The organism is Flavobacterium franklandianum, assembly GCF_007097365.1.
In the GTDB taxonomy this organism is placed as follows: Bacteria; Bacteroidota; Bacteroidia; order Flavobacteriales; family Flavobacteriaceae; genus Flavobacterium; species Flavobacterium franklandianum.
The window spans coordinates 107,280-126,453 of record NZ_VJZR01000003.1; the positions used below are offsets into that span (position 1 = coordinate 107,280).

General features: G+C 34.9%; 22 protein-coding genes. 7 read left to right on the plus strand and 15 right to left on the minus strand.

The window, feature by feature from the left end; all coding sequences use genetic code 11:
* Nucleotides 1-7: 7 nt before the first annotated feature.
* The gene (locus tag FNW17_RS05240) at nucleotides 8-1,813 is read left to right on the plus strand and encodes a glycoside hydrolase family 13 protein (protein WP_144071063.1); all 1,806 of its coding nucleotides are present in this window, start codon (nucleotides 8-10) and stop codon (nucleotides 1,811-1,813) included.
* Nucleotides 1,814-1,884: 71 nt separating this feature from the next.
* Here the strand turns inward: FNW17_RS05240 and FNW17_RS05245 are convergent, their stop codons facing one another.
* The 7 genes from FNW17_RS05245 to rsfS all read right to left on the minus strand — a co-directional run bounded on the left by FNW17_RS05245 (nucleotide 1,885) and on the right by rsfS (nucleotide 7,492).
* Nucleotides 1,885-2,658, minus strand: coding sequence for a superoxide dismutase (locus FNW17_RS05245; protein ID WP_143389983.1), 774 nt, complete (start codon nucleotides 2,656-2,658; stop codon nucleotides 1,885-1,887).
* Nucleotides 2,659-2,668: 10 nt separating this feature from the next.
* Nucleotides 2,669-2,932 (minus strand): acyl-CoA-binding protein, encoded by a 264-nt coding sequence (locus FNW17_RS05250; RefSeq protein ID WP_143389982.1) that lies wholly within the window; start codon nucleotides 2,930-2,932, stop codon nucleotides 2,669-2,671.
* A complete protein-coding gene (locus FNW17_RS05255) occupies nucleotides 2,925-3,584 on the minus strand; it encodes a phosphatidylserine decarboxylase family protein (RefSeq protein WP_143389981.1) in 660 nt (219 codons plus the stop codon). Before FNW17_RS05255 ends, FNW17_RS05250 begins: the two co-directional genes overlap by 8 nt.
* The gene (locus tag FNW17_RS05260) at nucleotides 3,574-4,464 is read right to left on the minus strand and encodes a phosphatidate cytidylyltransferase (RefSeq protein ID WP_143389980.1); all 891 of its coding nucleotides are present in this window, start codon (nucleotides 4,462-4,464) and stop codon (nucleotides 3,574-3,576) included. The genes FNW17_RS05255 and FNW17_RS05260 overlap by 11 nt, the downstream gene beginning before the upstream one ends.
* Nucleotide 4,465: 1 nt before the next feature.
* Nucleotides 4,466-5,068: a lactate utilization protein B/C gene (locus FNW17_RS05265; protein WP_143389979.1), complete on the minus strand. Its 603-nt coding sequence runs from the start codon at nucleotides 5,066-5,068 to the stop codon at nucleotides 4,466-4,468.
* Between the two features lie 111 nt (nucleotides 5,069-5,179).
* Complete coding sequence (ftsH, locus tag FNW17_RS05270) at nucleotides 5,180-7,105, minus strand: ATP-dependent zinc metalloprotease FtsH (protein WP_143389978.1); 1,926 nt, start codon at nucleotides 7,103-7,105, stop codon at nucleotides 5,180-5,182.
* Between the two features lie 15 nt (nucleotides 7,106-7,120).
* The gene (gene rsfS, locus FNW17_RS05275) at nucleotides 7,121-7,492 is read right to left on the minus strand and encodes a ribosome silencing factor (RefSeq protein WP_143389977.1); all 372 of its coding nucleotides are present in this window, start codon (nucleotides 7,490-7,492) and stop codon (nucleotides 7,121-7,123) included.
* Between the two features lie 95 nt (nucleotides 7,493-7,587).
* Here rsfS and FNW17_RS05280 point away from each other — a divergent pair, with 95 nt between their 5' ends.
* Entirely contained in the window at nucleotides 7,588-8,316 is a 729-nt protein-coding gene (locus FNW17_RS05280) for a biotin--[acetyl-CoA-carboxylase] ligase (protein ID WP_144071064.1), read from the plus strand.
* Between the two features lie 274 nt (nucleotides 8,317-8,590).
* Here FNW17_RS05280 and FNW17_RS05285 read toward each other — a convergent pair whose 3' ends face one another.
* On the minus strand, nucleotides 8,591-8,983 hold the full coding sequence (locus FNW17_RS05285; protein ID WP_143389975.1) for an SRPBCC family protein: 393 nt from the start codon (nucleotides 8,981-8,983) through the stop codon (nucleotides 8,591-8,593).
* Between the two features lie 150 nt (nucleotides 8,984-9,133).
* The gene (pyrE, locus tag FNW17_RS05290; RefSeq protein WP_144071065.1) at nucleotides 9,134-9,790 is read right to left on the minus strand and encodes an orotate phosphoribosyltransferase; all 657 of its coding nucleotides are present in this window, start codon (nucleotides 9,788-9,790) and stop codon (nucleotides 9,134-9,136) included.
* A 7-nt stretch (nucleotides 9,791-9,797) separates the two neighbouring features.
* On the opposite strand from pyrE, the gene FNW17_RS05295 reads away from it, so the two are divergent.
* Together FNW17_RS05295 and FNW17_RS05300 are read left to right on the plus strand one after the other, a co-directional pair.
* Nucleotides 9,798-10,391, plus strand: a complete 594-nt coding sequence (locus FNW17_RS05295; RefSeq protein ID WP_143389973.1) for an NUDIX hydrolase — start codon at nucleotides 9,798-9,800, stop codon at nucleotides 10,389-10,391.
* A 109-nt stretch (nucleotides 10,392-10,500) separates the two neighbouring features.
* Nucleotides 10,501-11,847 carry a DEAD/DEAH box helicase gene (locus FNW17_RS05300; RefSeq protein WP_143389972.1) on the plus strand — a complete coding sequence of 449 codons (1,347 nt, stop codon included), beginning with the start codon at nucleotides 10,501-10,503 and terminating at the stop codon, nucleotides 11,845-11,847.
* 142 nt (nucleotides 11,848-11,989) lie between these two features.
* Here FNW17_RS05300 and FNW17_RS05305 read toward each other — a convergent pair whose 3' ends face one another.
* The 4 genes from FNW17_RS05305 to FNW17_RS05320 all read right to left on the minus strand — a co-directional run bounded on the left by FNW17_RS05305 (nucleotide 11,990) and on the right by FNW17_RS05320 (nucleotide 14,734).
* Nucleotides 11,990-12,550 (minus strand): PhnA domain-containing protein, encoded by a 561-nt coding sequence (locus FNW17_RS05305; RefSeq protein WP_144071066.1) that lies wholly within the window; start codon nucleotides 12,548-12,550, stop codon nucleotides 11,990-11,992.
* Nucleotides 12,551-12,618: 68 nt separating this feature from the next.
* Nucleotides 12,619-13,077: a pantetheine-phosphate adenylyltransferase gene (gene coaD / locus FNW17_RS05310; protein WP_143389970.1), complete on the minus strand. Its 459-nt coding sequence runs from the start codon at nucleotides 13,075-13,077 to the stop codon at nucleotides 12,619-12,621.
* Nucleotide 13,078: 1 nt separating this feature from the next.
* Entirely contained in the window at nucleotides 13,079-13,657 is a 579-nt protein-coding gene (locus tag FNW17_RS05315; protein WP_143389969.1) for a TMEM175 family protein, read from the minus strand.
* Nucleotides 13,658-13,762: 105 nt separating this feature from the next.
* Nucleotides 13,763-14,734, minus strand: coding sequence for a D-alanine--D-alanine ligase (locus FNW17_RS05320; protein WP_143389968.1), 972 nt, complete (start codon nucleotides 14,732-14,734; stop codon nucleotides 13,763-13,765).
* A gap of 243 nt (nucleotides 14,735-14,977) precedes the next feature.
* Between FNW17_RS05320 and FNW17_RS05325 the strand changes: the two genes are divergently transcribed.
* Entirely contained in the window at nucleotides 14,978-15,592 is a 615-nt protein-coding gene (locus tag FNW17_RS05325) for a PASTA domain-containing protein (protein ID WP_143389967.1), read from the plus strand.
* Nucleotides 15,582-16,625, plus strand: a complete 1,044-nt coding sequence (locus FNW17_RS05330) for an RluA family pseudouridine synthase (protein WP_143389966.1) — start codon at nucleotides 15,582-15,584, stop codon at nucleotides 16,623-16,625. The genes FNW17_RS05325 and FNW17_RS05330 overlap by 11 nt, the downstream gene beginning before the upstream one ends.
* Before the next feature lie 173 nt (nucleotides 16,626-16,798).
* Here the strand turns inward: FNW17_RS05330 and FNW17_RS05335 are convergent, their stop codons facing one another.
* Together FNW17_RS05335 and FNW17_RS05340 are read right to left on the minus strand one after the other, a co-directional pair.
* Nucleotides 16,799-17,089 (minus strand): hypothetical protein, encoded by a 291-nt coding sequence (locus FNW17_RS05335; RefSeq protein WP_144071067.1) that lies wholly within the window; start codon nucleotides 17,087-17,089, stop codon nucleotides 16,799-16,801.
* Nucleotides 17,090-17,161: 72 nt separating this feature from the next.
* Nucleotides 17,162-17,611, minus strand: a complete 450-nt coding sequence (locus FNW17_RS05340; protein WP_185965265.1) for a GNAT family N-acetyltransferase — start codon at nucleotides 17,609-17,611, stop codon at nucleotides 17,162-17,164.
* A 367-nt stretch (nucleotides 17,612-17,978) separates the two neighbouring features.
* Here FNW17_RS05340 and FNW17_RS05345 point away from each other — a divergent pair, with 367 nt between their 5' ends.
* Nucleotides 17,979-19,076, plus strand: a complete 1,098-nt coding sequence (locus tag FNW17_RS05345) for a 6-phosphofructokinase (protein WP_143389964.1) — start codon at nucleotides 17,979-17,981, stop codon at nucleotides 19,074-19,076.
* Nucleotides 19,077-19,174 lie beyond the last annotated feature (98 nt).

The following is a 19,174-nucleotide window of genomic DNA, read 5'->3' on the forward strand; positions in this document are numbered from 1 at the left end:
TTTTTCAATGAAAAAAACAGTAACAATTAGTTTGCTATTTTTAGCATTCTTGCCTTTATTTGCTCAAAATGATTTTACTCCAAATTGGAGTAAAGGTGTTGTTTGGTATCAAATATTCCCCGACAGATTTTATAATGGAGACCCTTCCAACGATCCAAAAGTGATCGATCAAGATGGAGCTTATCCATTTGATAGTACTTCCGATTTTCAAATACATTCTTGGACTAGCGATTGGTATGAACTGCAACCTTACGAACAGAAAAACCGTAAAGATGTTTATTATAATATTCAACGCCGACGCTATGGTGGAGATTTGCAAGGCGTTATCGATAAATTGGATTATTTGCAATCTTTGGGTGTCAATGCCATTTATATGAACCCTATTTTTTGGGCGCCATCTTCTCATAAATACGATGCTTTGTGTTATCATCATGTTGATCCTACATTTGGCCCAGATCCAGAAGGAGATAAAAAAATGATATTGAATGAAGATCCCTTAAATCCTGAAAAATGGGTTTGGACAAAAGCAGATTTACTGGCACTTAAACTGATTGATGAGGTTCACAAACGAAAAATGTTTATCATATTTGATGGTGTTTTCAATCACTTGGGAGTAAACAGTTTTGCTTTTCGCGATGTTGCCGAAAAGCAAGAAAAATCAGCCTATAAAGATTGGTTTATGGTTGACAGTTGGGAAGATAAAGCTAAAGGCACCAAGTTTGAATACCAAGGTTGGTTTGGGGTAAAAACCTTGCCAGAGTTTAAAGAGGATAGCAATGGAATTGTTTCTGGACCCAAACAATATATTTTTAATGCCACAAAACGTTGGATGAATCCAATGAATAAAGGAACTCAATATGGAATTGATGGTTGGCGTTTGGATGTAGCCTATTGTATTGCCCATCCTTTTTGGAAAGATTGGCGAAAATTGGTGAAATCTATTAATCCTGAAGCTTATCTTACTGCTGAATTGGTTGATCCCATTGAAAAAACCAAACCGTATTTAAGCAGAGACGAATTTGACGCCACGATGAATTATAATTTTTCTTTCTTAGTGCACGATTTTTTTGTTCAGGATTTAAAAGGAAGTTCAGTTACCCAATTTGATTCAAAATTGAAAGAATTGCGTGAAGGATTTGGCGAAGGTGTTGCCATGAATATGCAGAATTTGGTTGATAGTCACGATGCCACCCGAATAGGTAGTGCAGTAGCCAATCCTGATGGGAAGAAATTTGGCGATTGGGGCGATTATTTTAACTGGAGTCAGAAGAGTAATAATAAAAATTATAATGCTCGGAAACCTACTGCCAAACAATTGGAAAAGCAAAAACTAATTGCAGCCTTTCAACTCTTATATTTAGGTTCGCCAATGATTTATTATGGTGACGAAGCTGGAATGTGGGGCAGTAACGACCCCGATTGTCGTAAACCCATGGTTTGGGCAGACCAAAAACACAAAGCAGAAACCTTTAATCCCGACCAAAGCCAACACGAAGGGGATAAAGTGGAGTTCAATACGGATTTATTCAATTGGTACAAGAAATTTATTGGTTTGCGCAATCAATACAAAGCGATAAAATTGGGAAGCTACACCACGATTGAAACCAATGATGCCGAAAAGACTTATGCTTTTAGTCGAAAATTAGGCAGCGAGGAAGTGATTGTGATTATTAACCGAAGTGATAAAGCAGTTCTTTTTGTAAACCCGATTCTTAAAAAAGGAAATTACAAAGAGGTTTTTACTAAAAAAGCAATGAAAAAATTGACGATAGCGCCTATGGGTGTTGTGGTGTTAAGTAATATTGTTTACTAATTATCTGAAATATAGTGTTTCCAAAATAAAAGCTGAAGTAAAATTAATTTTGCTTCAGCTTTTTTTATTGTTTACTTCTTCTTCAAAGCCTCTTCATAATTCTCTCCTACTTTTTTCCAATTGATTACATTGAAAAAAGCATCGACATAATTTTTTCTTTTGTATTGGTAATCTAGGTAGAAAGCGTGTTCCCAAAGGTCTAAGGCCAGAATTGGTTTGCCGGGAACTGTAGCATTTCGCATCAAAGGATTATCTTGGTTTTGGGTGCTTGTAACTTGAAGATTTCCAGATCTATCCACAATGAGCCAAACCCAACCGGAACCAAATTGTTTTGTAGCTTCGTCTTTGAATGTAGTAGTAAATTCCTCGAAAGAACCAAACTTTTTGGTAATGGCTGCAGCCAAAGTATCTTGTGGTTGTCCACCAGCTTTTGGCCCCATACTTTTAAAATACAAGGAATGGTTGTAATATCCGCCAGCATTATTCTTAATGTCAAGAACGCTTGGATCTAATTTGGCCAATACTTCTTCGATGGTTAGATTCTCTAATGGAGTTCCCACAATCGCTTTATTCAAATTATTGGTATAGGTCAAATAATGTTTGGAATAATGGTTTTCCATCGTTAAAATAGAAATATTTGGTGCCAAAGCATCATAAGAATACGGTAATTTTTCGAGTTGAAAAGAACCTTCATCAGCTTTTACATCCTCGGGCATTCCCATGATTACCTTTTCTTCTGCTGTTGGTAATGGCACTTCGACTACTTCGGTGTATTTTTTATTGTTACAGGAAATTAAAAGAGTAAGGAGTAATAAATTGGTTAGAAGTAAGTTTGTCTTTTTCATATTCAAGTTATTATAATAAGGAATTTATAATTTCTATGTATTGTTCTTTTGCTTCTTCAATCGAAATGTGGCTTACTTGAATCCAAGCATTAGTTTTGAAAGCATTTCTTAAATCATAACTTTCCGAATGATTGTAACTTAATGTTCCGTAAGTTGCCTGTTTGTAAAACGCATAAAGTCTTAGTTGAACATCTTGAGGTAGCGATGCCTGAGTCATATTCGAAGCAATTTCAACTGCTTCTAAAAACCGAGTATCTAAATCTTTATTATTCATTCACTTTTGTTGCAATAATCGTTTTTCCTCCAATTGCTTTTTGGTTGAGTACTACATTAATTGGCGTTCCAATAGGTAAAAAGATATCGACTCTGGAACCAAATTTTATGAAACCAGCATCTTCACCTTGTACCACTTGCATTCCTTCTTTGGCATAATTGACAATTCTTCTGGCCAAAGCTCCTGCAATTTGTCGATACAACACTTCGCCAAATGTTTTATTTTCGATAACAATCGTGGTTCTTTCGTTTTCTTCACTCGCTTTTGGATGCCAAGCGACCAAGAATTTCCCCGGATGATATTTACTAAATTTCACAAGACCGCTAAGTCCATAACGTGTTACATGAACATTTATTGGCGACATGAATATCGAAACCTGAATGCGTTTTTCTTTGAAATATTCGCCTTCATACACTTCTTCAATGACAACAACTTTTCCATCTACGGGAGACAGGATTTGGTTTTCATCTAAGATGAAATTACGTTTTGGATTTCTGAAAAACTGCAAAATGATAATCAATAACAACAAAGTAGTTATTTGAATGGTCATTTTAATCCAATTGGTATCAATGAATTTGTCGGATAATAAAAGTACAATAGCCGTAATCACTGTGCCTATTAATATCGATTGTGCGCCCTCTTTATGAAACATAGTATAAAATTTGATAAAATAAAAATATAATTGGTGCTACAAATATAACACTATCTAGACGATCTAGAATGCCTCCGTGGCCAGGCATTATGATTCCGCTGTCTTTTACACCAGCAATGCGTTTGAATTTAGATTCAATTAAATCGCCAATTGTTCCGAAAACACCTGTAATTAAAGCAATAGAGACCCAAATCATAATTGATTTTTCGCTAAATTGTGGACTCGCGTTTATATAATATTTTGATATTAAATATCCTGCTATTATGGCAAAAACAATTCCGCCAATAAATCCTTCGATGGTTTTTTTGGGTGAAATTTTTTCGTATAATTTATTCTTCCCAATGGATTTCCCCACAATAAATGCAAAAGTATCATTTGTCCAAACTAAGATAAACAATCCAATTATAATTTTAGGATTGTAATCATTGACTCCAAAAGATATTTTTGTGATGAATATAAAAGGTAAAATAATATACCCTAATAAATACAAGTATTTTGAAGAGATGTTTATTTTTTGAAATTTATCAAAAAATAAAAATAGAATACATTTTATGGAAACAACGAGGGCTATGACTAATAAAATCAGGTCTAATTGTTTTGTGTTTATAGCTAGATTAAAATTAGTTTTGAATGTCCTATTGATAGTTTCGGTAGTGATTTTATTATAGTTACTGAGAAGGGTAACAGCTGTATAGAGCACAATTCCAAATAGAATCGAAGGTGTTTTATGATTTTGAATTAAATTGCAAAATTCATAAATTGCAATTATTAAAAATATCCCAAATAGTATAAAAAAACTTTCAGTCGAAAACAGTATCGAAGTCAGTAATAAAATCACATAAATAGCACCAGATATAGTTCTCTTGAGTGTTTCATTCATCTTATAAATCTTCTAAAAGCAATAAATATAGATTTTTTGCGGAACTTCCGTATTGTGTAAAATCTTCATCAACTGCTTTTTTAAAATATTTGATGGTGGTTATATTTGTTGGATAATCTTTGACATATTTCTTTTTTATAACACTCAATCCGTCACTTTTAGTTTCAATGATCTGACTGGTAGTTGCTATAATGATGATGTTGGTTGGAAGTTCGTTTGGTTTGTGTTGTTTAATTTGTTTTGAAGAAAACAGAATAGATCCTTCGTCAGCAATGAGGTTTTCACAATTTGCCAAAAGAAATGAAGGGTTAGATGTTTTATGATGTGTGATTTTATTCTCTTCTAGAATGCCAAAGAGATCAGGCTCATAACACAAAGCTTCGCCTTCGAACCAATCATTTTCTTCGAGGATATTTTCGAAATGATCTTTTACTTCAGTTTCATTTTCGCAATACAAAAATTTTCCGCCGTTTTTCTTGAAATTATATATGAACTGTTCATCTAAAGGAGCGTCATTTTCAAGGGAGAACGGGCTATTTTCCTTATCTTTTTCTTCCTCTGAAGCTGGATTATTAGAACCAAAAAATTTTCTAAAAAGACTCATATTTTTTCTATACTACTTGATAAATTATTTGAAAACGTTCAAAGATAAAAAAATCTTAATTCAAAAGTCACTTTTGAATTAAGATTTTAAAATAATATATGTTTTAGACTATTAAGACACTTCCCCTGCCAGATTGTCGTCAAATGTTCTTTTCCCGAAAATGGTTTCTAAGTCATCTTTGAATATTACTTCTTTTTCGATAAGAATATCTGCAAGTTGATTTAATTTATCTTTATTTTCTTCTAATATTTTGATTGCTCTTTCGTATTGACTTTCTATTAAAATCGAGATTTCCTTATCAATAGTTTTGGCAGTTTCTTCTGAATAAGGTTTTGAAAAACTGTATTCGCTTTGCCCAGTTGAATCATAATAGGTGACATTTCCTATTTTTTCGTTCAAACCATAAATCGTTACCATAGCACGAGCTTGTCGCGTTACTTTTTCTAAATCGCTTAAAGCTCCTGTCGAAATTCTGTTGAAAGTTACTTTCTCAGCGGCTCTACCGCCCATAGTAGCACACATTTCGTCCAGCATTTGATCTGTTCTCACGATTTGTCTTTCCTCAGGTAGATACCAAGCTGCTCCAAGGCTTTGTCCACGAGGAACAATAGTTACTTTGATAAGTGGTGCTGCATGTTGTAGCATCCAGCTTACAGTCGCGTGACCCGCTTCGTGAATCGCAATAGCTTTCTTTTCTTCGGGAGTGATGATTTTATTTTTCTTTTCTAATCCACCAATAATCCTATCGACAGCATCAAGGAAATCTTGTTTGTCAACCGCAGTTTTGTTATTTCTAGCGGCTATCAAAGCAGCTTCGTTACAAACATTAGCAATGTCGGCTCCAGAAAAACCAGGAGTTTGTTTGGCTAAAAAGTCAGTATCTAAATTTTCAACTTTTTTCAATGGCGCAAGGTGAACTTTGAATATTTCTTCACGCTCGCGAATGTCTGGTAAGTCCACAAAAATTTGTCTGTCAAAACGACCTGCACGCATCAAGGCTTTGTCTAAAACATCGGCTCTATTGGTTGCAGCTAAAACAATTACATTCGAATTGGTGCCAAAACCATCCATTTCGGTTAGCAATTGGTTTAATGTATTCTCGCGTTCGTCATTACCACCTGACATATTGTTTTTTCCTCTTGCTCTTCCCACAGCATCAATTTCATCAATAAAAATAATTGCTGGAGATTTTTCTTTGGCTTGTTTGAATAAATCACGAACTCTTGATGCACCAACACCAACAAACATTTCGACAAAATCAGAACCTGATAAGGAGAAAAAGGGTACTTGAGCTTCGCCTGCTACGGCTTTTGCCAATAAGGTCTTTCCTGTTCCAGGGGGACCTACAAGCAAAGCTCCTTTTGGAATTTTTCCACCCAGATTGGTGTATTTTTCGGGGTTTTTAAGAAATTCAACAATTTCTTGAATTTCTTCTTTTGCACCTTCCAATCCAGCAACATCTTTGAATGAAGTTTTAATATCTGTTTTTTCGTCAAAAAGTTTAGCTTTTGATTTGCCGATATTAAAAATCTGTCCGCCACCGCCACCAGCACCACCAGACATTCTTCGCATGATGAAAATCCATACACCAATGATGATGATGATTGGTAAAAGACTTATGATGATATCACTCCAATTACTGCTTTCTTGAAAATTATAATTTTTTAGTTTTTTCTCTGCAACAGCTATTTCTAATTTTTTTTCAAAAATTTGAACATCACCAAGATTTAATATATAATGTGGCCCTTTGTTGGGTTGATCTAAAACATTTTTGGATACTTTTTTATTGGATGCTTGTTTTAAAGCCGCAGCAGTCAAAAATATTTCAGCATCCTTCTTATTGAAGATTATTATTTTTTCAATTTCTCCTTTTTCGAGTAATGCATTGAATTCAGGCTGTTCTAACTTGACTGGTTCTTGAAAACTTGAACCACCAGTAAAAAAACTTATCGTCAAAAAAATTAATAAAATTGCGGTGTAAACCAACCAAGGACTTACTTTAAATTTATTTAAATTTGGTTTATTATCTGTTGCCATTAGAGGTATATTTCTTTAGTATTTATTTTCGATTTTGGTGATTTTAGCATCACCCCAAAGACTTTCGATATTATAATATTCTCGAATGTGCTTTTGGAAAACGTGAACTACAATGCTTACATAATCCATCAGAACCCATTCGGCATTGTCAGATCCTTCAACATGCCAGGGCTTGTCTTTTAATTCTTTTGAAACTACTTTTTGAATGGAGTTAACAATTGCGTTAACCTGAGTATTTGAATTTCCGTTGCAGACTACAAAATAGTCACAAACGGCGGTGTCTATTTCTCTTAAATCCAGAATATCGATATCATTTCCTTTTACTTCTTCAATCCCTTTGATGATGTTTGCCAATAGAACATCATTATTTATTGTCTTTTTTGCCATGAATTATTTTTAAATAAGTTTGTAAAGTTACCATTTTTTGTGATTATTTTTGAACCTTAACATAATATTAAATTCTGTTACACAAATAACTTCCTATGCAACTAATCAAACTCGATGCCATAGATTCTACAAATGAGTTCCTAAAAGGTTTATCTAGCAATCAAATTCTAGAAAATTTTACCGTAGTTACTGCTGAAAATCAAACCAAAGGCAAAGGCCAAATGGGAGCGATTTGGAATTCTGAACCCAGTAAAAACTTAATAATGAGTGTTTTGATTACTGATTTTGTTACAGATATTAATCAAATATTTAATGTTAATATTGCCATCTCACTTTCGGTAATTAAGACGTTAGAAGATTTTGATATTCCTGAATTAAGTATCAAATGGCCTAACGACATTATGTCATACAATAAAAAAATAGGTGGAATTCTGATTGAAAACAGTATAAAAAGTGACGGAACTATTAATTCTATTGTAGGCTTGGGATTGAATATTAATCAAATGAATTTCGAAAATTTGCCCAAAGCATCTTCTTTGGCAGTGATTTGTAATACTACTTTCGACAAAGAAAAAATTCTCTTGAAGATTATCGAAAAGTTGGAAAAAAACATCCAGATTTGGAATCAAAATTCGGATTTGTTATGGTCAGAATATACCAATAAACTTTTCAAAAAAGGAATTCCAATGCCTTTTTCTGGCGGAAACGAACAAAATTTTATGGGAATTATTCAGGGCGTTTCCTCCATCGGAAAACTCCAAATTCTTTTAGAAGACGATTCGGTTCCCGAGTTTGATATTAAAGAAATTCAGATGTTGTATTAAACCATTGCGTGCATTAATAGAAATATTAAAATATAAAATTAAACGCATAGAAACATAAAAAAAAGAATTAGATAGACCAATTCATGGCTTCACATAGCTATGTTTCACTATCAAAAAGTGAAACGCCTTGATAGAATTCATAAAATCTATGATTCTATGCGTTTAAAAAAAAATAACATTTTAAATTACACCCAACGGATTATATTAAGTGATTTTTAAACAAAAAAACCTTTCAGTTTGCACTAAAAGGTTGTTGTTTATAAAGCTTAAAATTTTATAACTTATTCATATTTCCTGCCAATGTTTCGATGAATTTTCCAATTGGACCTTTGATCATCATAGCCATCATCGCATTGAATTCGCCTTCAAAAAGCAATTGCACATTAGAAGAATTCTCCGAAACATAAACTATATCGGCTTCTAAAGTAAAAGGTAATTTATCGCTTGCAGCACCAAGAACTATTTTATTTGGCGCAATTTTTTCTTTCATTTTTAATTTTATTTCGGGCATTCCTTTCAATCCAAAAATAAAAGCATCGTCGCCAATAACTTCAAATTTCGCAATATTATCAGGCATTAATTTTTCGAAATTTCGTACATCACCTAACAAATCAAATAATTCTTGTGCTGATTTTTGGACAGTAACTCTGGGGCTTTCTAAGTTCATTTACAGTTTATTTTTAGAGTTTGTAGTTTATTGTTTATGGTTTATTGTTTATTGTTTATGGTTTGTTGTGGTAAATTATATGATTTTCGATTTACGAATCACACAATCCATACATCTATCTGATGATTGATCACTCCTGCTAAACACTAGCTACTGACCACTTCCAACAACTCCCCATGTTGATGGACTCAAATTCCATTCTCTCAAAGTTTCTTCTTCGTGCTCGGTAATGTATCTTTTGGCAACAGCTAGATTCAATAAATTTTGATAATTGCTCAACGTAAACAAGCTGACATTAGCGTTTTTAAAGTTTTCTTCGGCAACATCAAAGCCATATGTAAAAATGGCGGCCATTCCTTTTACATTGGCACCAGCAGCGCGCAAAGCCTCAACAGCAAGCAAACTACTGTTTCCAGTGCTTATTAAATCTTCAACAATGACCACATTTTGTCCTTTTTGCAAAAAGCCTTCCACTTGGTTTTGCCTGCCGTGTTTTTTGGGTTCTGGACGAACATAAACAAAAGGCAAACCTAAACTTTCGGCAACTAACATGCCAATTCCAATTGCTCCTGTGGCCACGCCAGCTATTACATCAGGTTTTCCAAATTGTTTTTCGATGCTTTTCGAAAATTCATCTCGAACATAATTTCTTATAGTTGGAAATGAGAGTATTATACGGTTATCACAATAAATAGGTGATTGCCATCCCGAAGCCCACGTAAAAGGATTTCTTGGATTCAATTTAATTGCATTAATTTGCAAAAGCAATTCGGCAGTTTTCTCGGCAGTATCTTTATTAAATATCATAGTACAAATGTATAAAGTTTTTGTGAACGACAAACCACTTTTTTTGACAAATGAAATCTCCAAAGAGACTAATTTTCAACTATTCCTATTAGAAAGTGTTGATATAGTACAACTTATCGTCAAAATTTTTCAAAATAAAATTCAAAAAGCCTATCTCTATCATCCCGATGAAAAGGAAATTATGAAAACTTTGAAATCCAAAATCCCAGTTTCTAAAGCGGGTGGAGGATTAGTTTACAACAAAAAAGGGGAGGTTTTGTTCATTTACAGAGGAGGGAAATGGGATTTGCCTAAAGGAGGAACTGAAAAAGGGGAAGAAATAGAAGATACAGCCATGCGCGAAGTCGAAGAAGAAACGGGCGTTTGTCAATTAAAAATCACCAAAAAAATTCAAAAAACGTATCACATTTTCAAGAGAAATGGCATTTACAAACTAAAAATCACACATTGGTTCGAAATGACTTCTGATTATGAAGGAACTCCAATTGGACAAATCGAAGAAGGGATCGAAAAAGCAGTTTGGCTCAGTCCAAATGAAATACCTGAAGTCTTAAAAAAATCATATGAAAATATAAAATTATTATTTGAAGAAGAAAAATAGTGGTCAGTAATCGGTGATCGGTGTTCAGTTTTTAATTGAAGAAATTGTGTTTTTTTTTGTCTGCAAACTGCCATCTGCCATCTGCCAACTTTTTCCCTACCTTTGCAAAATGAATAAAAAACACCATTCCAACAATATACTACTCAATTTAGGTATTTCAACCCTAAACGAAATGCAGGTTGCTGCCCAAGAAACCATTTTGAGCGACAATAATGTTTTACTGCTTTCGCCAACAGGTTCCGGAAAAACACTCGCTTTCTTGTTGCCTATTTTCGAAATGTTAAAACCCGAAATACTTTCTGTACAATGTTTGATTCTGGTTCCATCACGTGAATTAGGACTTCAAATTGAGCAAGTTTGGAAAAAAATGGGAACCGATTACAAAGTAAACGTTTGCTACGGTGGACATTCCATCGAAACTGAAATCAAGAATTTAAGCAATCCACCAGCGGTTTTAATTGGAACTCCAGGACGAATCGCCGATCATATTGATAGAGGTACTTTTCGTTTGGACAAAATAGAAACCCTGATTCTCGACGAATTTGACAAGTCGTTGCAGTTGGGTTTTCACGAACAAATGTCTTTCATTATTGGAAAACTTTCGAAACTGAACAAACGCGTTTTGGTTTCGGCCACTTCCGATATTGAGATTCCGAAATATACAAGAGTAATCAATCCTACGATTTTGGATTTTATTCCAAATGAAGAAGCTACCAGTAATCTTACCACGAAAATGGTCATTTCAAAGGAAAAAGACAAAATGGGAAGTTTGTTCAACCTGATTTGTTCGTTGAAATCGCAATCGGCAATCGTGTTTTGCAATCACAGAGATGCTGCCGAACGTATTAGTGATACTTTAAACGAAAAAGGAATTTACGCCACCTATTATCACGGTGGAATGGATCAGGACGAAAGAGAACGCGCTTTAATCCAATTCAGAAACGGAAGTGTGAGCTATTTAATCACCACGGATTTAGCTGCACGTGGACTCGATATTCCCGAAATGAAGCACGTTATCCATTATCATTTGCCTTTAAAGGAAGATGAATTTACGCATCGAAACGGTAGAACTGCTCGTATGCAAGCTTCTGGAACGGCTTATGTAATTGTAAACGATAGCGAGAAAAAACTAGATTATATCGATTATGGAATGGAAGTTTTGAAAGTAGAAAATTCAACCACTTTACCAAAACCACCCGAATTTCAAACTATCTACATCAGCGGTGGAAAGAAAAATAAATTAAACAAAATTGATGTCGTTGGCTTCTTTTCCCAAAAAGGAAAATTAGAGAAAGGCGACTTGGGATTAATCGAAGTGAAGGATTTTATTTCGTTTGCTGCCGTAAAATTCAATAAAGTAAAAGACTTGCTTCACAATATCAAGGACGAAAAAATGAAAGGCAAGAAATTCAAAATTGAAGTTGCCAGAAAAGTGATTAAGAAAGAAGAAGAATAGTGTTCAGTGTTCAGTGTTCAGTTTTGAGTGAGCAGTGAAATAGAGTAGTTCAAAAAAAATCGTTAGCAGTACAATTTGTAATGATAACGATTTTTTTAATTTATGGCAATTACAGATCACTCTTTTTTCTGACCACTTCTAACTAAATTTTCTTAACATATTGAGTGATAATCACTATAGTTTGACCATCAACACGACCTTCAATATATTCGGCGTTTTCGTGGTCTAGTCTAATGTTTCTTACGGCAGTTCCTTGTTTGGCCACCATACTCGAACCTTTTACTTTTAAATCTTTGATTAAAACTACTGAATCTCCTGTAGAAAGAATCACTCCATTACTGTCTCTGTGGATGACTTTGTTTTCGTCTTCTTCACCTTCGCCAGTGGCTTGGGCCCAAGCTAAAGTGTCTTCGTCAAGATACATTTGTTCTAACAATTCATTATTGCGTAAACGGCTCAACATTCGCCACGAAACTACTTGTACCGGAATATGTTCGCTCCACATACTTTCGTTTAAACAACGCCAATGATTTTGGTCTTCATTTCCTGGATTTTCAATTTGGTCAATGCAAGTGGTACAAGCCAAAATACTTTCGTCTGCCCCTGCCTTTTTTGTTGGTAAAACTTGGTATACTTTTAGGTTTTCTGTTGCTGTACAAAGTTCACATTGAGATCCACTACGTTTATTTAATGTTCTTTCCATATCTAGTATTGTCAATTTTTTGCGAAAGTAGGGCTAAAAAAAGTTTTTTTCCAAATTTATATGGAATACTATTTTTTTACTCTCACCGCAACAGGAACCAATAATTCATATTCGCCTCCATTACGGATTACGTCTCTCACTATACTGGAGCTGATATAAGAAGTTTTTGCTGCGGTTAATAAAAACACGGTTTCAATTTTTGACATCCTTCTATTAGTGTGGGCAATGGCTTTTTCAAACTCAAAATCGGCTGGGTTTCGTAAACCACGAAGAATAAAATTGGCATTTATTTTTTTGCATAAGTCAATGGTCAAACCCTCATAAGTGATGATGGAAACTTTGGGTTCGTTTTTGAATGTTTCTTCGAGGAATTGTTTTCTTTCCTCGAGTGAAAACATATATTTTTTCTCGGCATTGACGCCAATGGCAATTACAATTTCGTCAAATAGAGTAATTCCTCTTCTGATAATATCTTCGTGACCTAAGGTAATCGGGTCAAACGATCCCGGAAAAATGGCTTTTCTCATTTTAATTTTTATTTATTTGTTTTTCAATTCTCGAATCTGGAATCACCCAAATCAGAGCAACTGCAATGTAAAGTAATCCAGAAATCCAAGGCGAAACAAATGCTAATGGAATTGCTGAAATATAACACGCTAACGATATTTTACCTTTTTTATCATTTTCAACCGCTTTGTATAAGGTAGAATCTTTGTCTTCGAGTTTTATAATTTTATTTTGAAGTAACGTATAAGAAATAGCACACATCAGCAATAAATATCCATAAACACACATTGGAACTGCTGCAAAATTTTGTGAACCTATCCAACTAGTAGCAAAAGGAATCAGTGACAACCAAAAAAGTAAAAAGAGATTGCTCCACAAAATAGAACCACTCACTTTTTTGACCACTTGAAACATTTGATGATGGTTGTTCCAATAAATCCCAACATAAACAAAACTCAAAACAAAACTCAAAACGACAGGAATTAGCGGTTTCAAAGATTCGAAACTATTGTCTTCGGGGACTTTTATTTCCAAAATCATTATGGTGATAATAATGGCTAAAACGCCGTCGCTAAAGGCTTCGAGTCTGTTTTTGTTCATAGTTTTAATTTTTAATTCCTAGTAAGGCTAGTTCTTTTTTGCCACAGATTCACAGATTTTTTTACAAATTAATCCGAAAAAATCAGTGAATCTGTGGCGAAAAAATTAAGCTAATGCCAATTCAATAGCATTGCTAAACAAATCCTCTAATGAAATTCCTGCAGCTTTGGCTTGTTGTGGAATCAAACTTTCAGTGGTGAGACCTGGAATGGTGTTCATTTCGAGCATATAAGGTTCGCCATCCACAAAAATGAATTCACTTCTCGAGAAACCTTTCATTTTCAAAACTTCGTAGGCACGTTTCGCCACTTCACTTACTTTTTGAGTCATTTCTTCGGAGATTCTGGCAGGCGTAATTTCCTGTGATTTTCCTTGGTATTTGGCCTCATAATCGAAGAAATCATTCTCTGAAACTATTTCGGTTATGGGTAAAACGATTATTTCTCCTTGATAATTAATAACTCCAACAGAAACTTCGGTGCCGTCCAAGAAACTTTCGATGATGATTTCGTTGTCTTCTTGGTAAGCTACTTCGATAGCGATTGGCAATTCGGCTTCGGATTTTACTTTTGAAATTCCAAAACTAGAACCCGATTTGTTGGGTTTCACAAAACAAGGTAAACCAACCTTTTTAGCGATTTCGGCAGTATCAATGTGTTCCCCTTTGTTTAAATAATATGAAATCGCGGTTTTAATTCCGTACGGTTTTAAGACCGAAAGCATATCACGTTTGTTGAATGTCAATGCGGATTGGTAATAATCGCAGGAAGATTGGGGCATTCCTATTAATTCGAAATAGGCTTGCATCAAACCGTCTTCGCCCGGAGTTCCGTGAATAGCATTGAAAACACAGTCGAAAGTGATTTTTGTTCCATTAACAGTAGTCGAAAAATCGTTTTTATCGATAGGGAATTCAACATCTTTGTCGTCAACATACACCCATTTTTCCTTGAAAATATGGATTCGAAATCCGTTGTATTTTGTTTTGTCAAGAAATTGATAGACAACGTTTCCGCTGATTAAGGATATTTTGTATTCACTTGAATATCCGCCCATTATGATGGCAATGTTTTTCATATTTTGAGGTCTTGGGTTCTAGATTTTTTGTAAAATAATTGTTGATGTTAAGGGGATGTCCTAGCCCAGATAGTAGTGGAAATCCTTTTGTGCCGGTGTTCGGCACGAAAGATTACAACGGATAGCGGGAAATAGCTCCTTCCTTTGACTGCGCTCAGGATGACACCAAAATATCATTAAACAAAATTAGAATTTTTTTTCAAACGAAATAGGTTTATCTTTGTGACTTATAAAAATAAATTTATGAGTTTAGGTAAATATCTTAGCAGTCGCGTGTTTTTCGGACAAGTAGCAGTCGCTCTTGTGATTCTTGCTGTTTTAACCTATTTGTTTATGCATTGGTTGACTTTTACCACCGATCACGGTCACGAAATCACAGTACCCAATTTAGCCAAATTGACCGAGGAGCAAGTGGAACAAAAACTAGACGAGTTGGATTTGGACTATGTGCTTTTGGACAGTGTGGATTACAATAGTGATTTTCCAAAATACAGCGTGGTGGAGCAAGATCCGTTGCCGGGAGCGAAAGTAAAAGAAGGTAGAAAAGTATATATAAAAATCAATGCTTCGGGTTTTTCGTCTGTTCGGATTCCTGATTTGATTGATAAAACCTATCGTGAAGCCTTACCAACATTGAAGGCTTTGGGTCTTGAAGAAGGAACGATTACGTATATTCCGAATCTTGGAAAAGATATGGTACTCGAAATGCGTTTCAAAGGAAGAAACGTAAAAGCAGGCGACCGCGTTTTGAAAGCATCTAAAATTGATTTGGTTTTAGGCGATGGCAAGGAAAGTTATGTAGAAGAAGTGGATAGTACCGCCACACCAAATGCCGAAATACCAGTAAATGAACAATAATATTGAACCTACAGAAGATTTAGAAGACGAATTATTCGAACATTATAGATTTGACGTTCCCAAAGGGCAATTGCTCTTGAGAATCGACAAATATTTGATGAATATGATTCCGAATGCAACCCGAAATAAAATTCAGAATGCTGCCACAGGCGGTGATATTTATGTGAATGATATTCCCGTAAAATCGAATTATAAAGTAAAACCTTTGGACGTAATACGCATTATGTTGTCGCATCCACCGTTTGAAAACAGAGTTGATCCAGAAGATATTCCGCTTGATATTGTTTATGAAGACGATGCGCTTTTACTTGTGAATAAACCGCCTAATTTTGTGGTTCATCCCGGTCACGGCAATTATACAGGCACTTTGGTGAATGCTTTGGCTTTTCATTTTGAGAATTTGCCAATGAACAGCAGCGAACGTCCCGGATTGGTGCATCGAATTGACAAAGACACTTCGGGACTTTTGGTGATTGCCAAAACCGAAGCAGCAATGACACATCTCGCCAAGCAATTTGAAGCCAAAACTACCGAAAGAGAATACCTTGCGCTAGTTTGGGGAAATGTCGTTGCCGATGAAGGAACAATTGAAGGCAACATTGCCCGACACGTAAAAGACCGTATGCAAATGTCGGTTTTTGCGGATCCCGAAATTGGGAAACCTGCCGTGACACATTACAAAGTGTTGGAACGTTTTGGTTATGTGACTTTGGTTTCTTGTAATCTTGAAACGGGAAGAACACACCAAATTCGGGTGCATATGAAACACATTGGACATCCTATTTTTAACGACGAACGATATGGCGGTCATCTAATTTTGAAAGGAACTACGTTTACCAAATACAAACAATTTATAGAAAATTGTTTCAAGGCTTTGCCACGTCAAGCTTTGCATGCTAAAACACTGGGATTTATTCATCCTACAACTAGTGAATATATGCGTTTTGATACCGAATTGCCACAAGATTTTCAGGATTGTATTGAAAAATGGAGGGGCTATTCGAAAACGCACGCTAACGAGGAAGAAGAGTAAAGATTTAGGTTTTAGGCCACAGATGACACGGATTTTGACGGATAAAAACGGATTTTATTTGTTTTTATGATAAATGAAAAGCCCTCTTGAATAATTATCGAGAGGGCTTTTTTGTAGTTTGTCTATAGTTAGATATTGTTTTGACAAATAATTTAGCTTTTTTATATTGGTTTTTAATCAATTTCATTATCATCCCAAAGGATAATTTTGTTGAAGTAATACTGTAGAAAAATAATAATTGGTGAGAAAAAAATTGGAAAAATAACTAAGGGAAAATGGCATTTTATTTTATTGCTTTCTGCTTGAAAATAGGAATTTATCCAATCAAATAATATGGAATAAATCAATGCAGCTATTATGGTAAAAACATAAGTTAGTCCTCTGTGTGAATAATCGCCTTTAAATAGGTGTGCCATTAAATAAGGAATAAAAAAGAAAGGTAGAAAAGTTAAAATTACGGACATATTTCAAATATTTGCTGAAGTTGTTACTAGCTTTTTTCTCTCCCAAATATACCAAAATAAACAAAACACAACTTACAACTCCTTCTCAAAACAAACACTATTTTCCACCCCTTCATATTTCCCAAAATTTGTAATTATGTGGTACTGATTCTTTTTATAAAGAGCAATGGCTTCGGGTTGGTTTTTGCCAGTTTCTAAAACGCATTTTTTGATGCCTAGTTCCTTGCACCAAATTTCTAAAGCTGTCAAAATTGTGGAGGCAATTCCTTGTCCGCGTTTGTGTAGCGGCACGAACATTCGTTTTACTTCCATAGTGTCTTCTGAAAAGGCTCTTAGCGCGCCACAACCAATAGGTTCGTCTTGGTCATACCCCACAATCACATAGTTTAAGGTGTTGGTTTTGTTTAAAGTCGCATAAAACAAATGTTCTTCGCCGTCGCGTTCCTGTAATTCAAGGTCCAATAATTTTACCAATTCTTGAAAATTTGAATCGTCAGAAGTTGTTCTTTTAATAGTAATCATAGTGTCGATTTGATATTTTTCGTTTGATTGAATGGTATTTGATTGCTAAATTAATAGTTTTTAATGTATCCATAAAACCAAATCTCAATAACTCAATCATTTTCGTTGATAAAATTATTCGAAAACGCATATTTAGGACGAGGAATAGTTGTTGGTATTGCGTTAGAAATTGGTCACGAATTTTATCAGCTTTTCATTGTTTAGTCTTATTATTTGTTCTGATTTCTAAGTCAAATTCGTTTAAAAAAGACATTTAACAATTTTAATGCTTGTGACCTGATATAAATCATTTTTATGAGCTTTATTTTTTAATACATTTACCTTCGAATTTAGCACTTAAACATTAAAATTAATTTAAAAATATAGAATGAAAAGAGTATTAGTTGCCACAGGTGGTGGAGATTGCCCCGGATTAAATGCCGTTATTAGAGCAATTGTAAAAAGAGCCGCACAAGAAACAGATTGGGAAGTTATAGGAAGCATTCAATCCTTTGATGGTATTCTTCGTGAACCAACCGAAATAATGATATTAGATGAAAAAACCGTTGCGGGTATTCACGTAGATGGAGGAACTATCATTGGCACAACCAATAAAGGAGGCCCTTTTGCTTGGCCTATAAAAAACCAAGACGGAACTTGGGGTTCTGTGGATCGTTCAGAAGAAATGATTCGCAAATTACAACATTTAGGAGTTGAAGCCGTAATAAGTATTGGAGGCGATGGCTCTCAAAGAATTTCACAGCAACTTTTTGAAAAAGGATTGAATATCATTGGTGTCCCAAAAACCATTGACAATGATTTATCGGCCACCGATTTTACTTTCGGATTTCAAACTGCAGTTCACACTGCAACCGAAGCTGTAGATAAATTAGTTACTACAGCAGCAAGTCACAATCGTGTTTTGGTTCTCGAAGTTATGGGAAGAAATGCGGGTTGGATTGCCTTGAATGCTGCCATTGCAGGTGGAGCAGAAGTATGTCTGATTCCAGAAATCCCTTATGATATTGAGGTTGTTGCCAAAAAATTGCAAAGCCGATACAACAGTCGAGGAAAAGGAAATGCCATTGTAGTTATTGCCGAAGGAGCTATGCCCAAAGGCGGAACTCTGTTATCCGAGAAAAGTGATGAAATTGGTTATGAAAATCTTCGATTGGGTGGAGTTGCCCGAAAATTAGTTAATGATTTAAAAGCTTTGGGCTTTGAGCCGGATATGCGTGAAACCGTTCTAGGACATTTACAAAGAGGTGGTAGTCCAATTGCTTATGATAGAATTTTGGCTACGCAGTTTGGGGTCAAAGCCTTCGAAATGGTGTTGGAGGGCAAATTTGGTGAAATGGCAGCTTATCGTCATCCAAATATAATCTCGGTTCCATTCAAAGACGCTATCGATAATCCAAAATTAGTTGATCCAATTTGCGATTTAGTTAAAACAGCTAAAGGCGTTGGAATAGGTTTTGGTGATTAATTCTTAGAAAATTGGGACTTTTAATGTCAAAAGTAAGACCGCAAATTCATAAATTATTTTTAGAGTAATGTCTAAGTTTAATTTGCGAATTTGCGGTC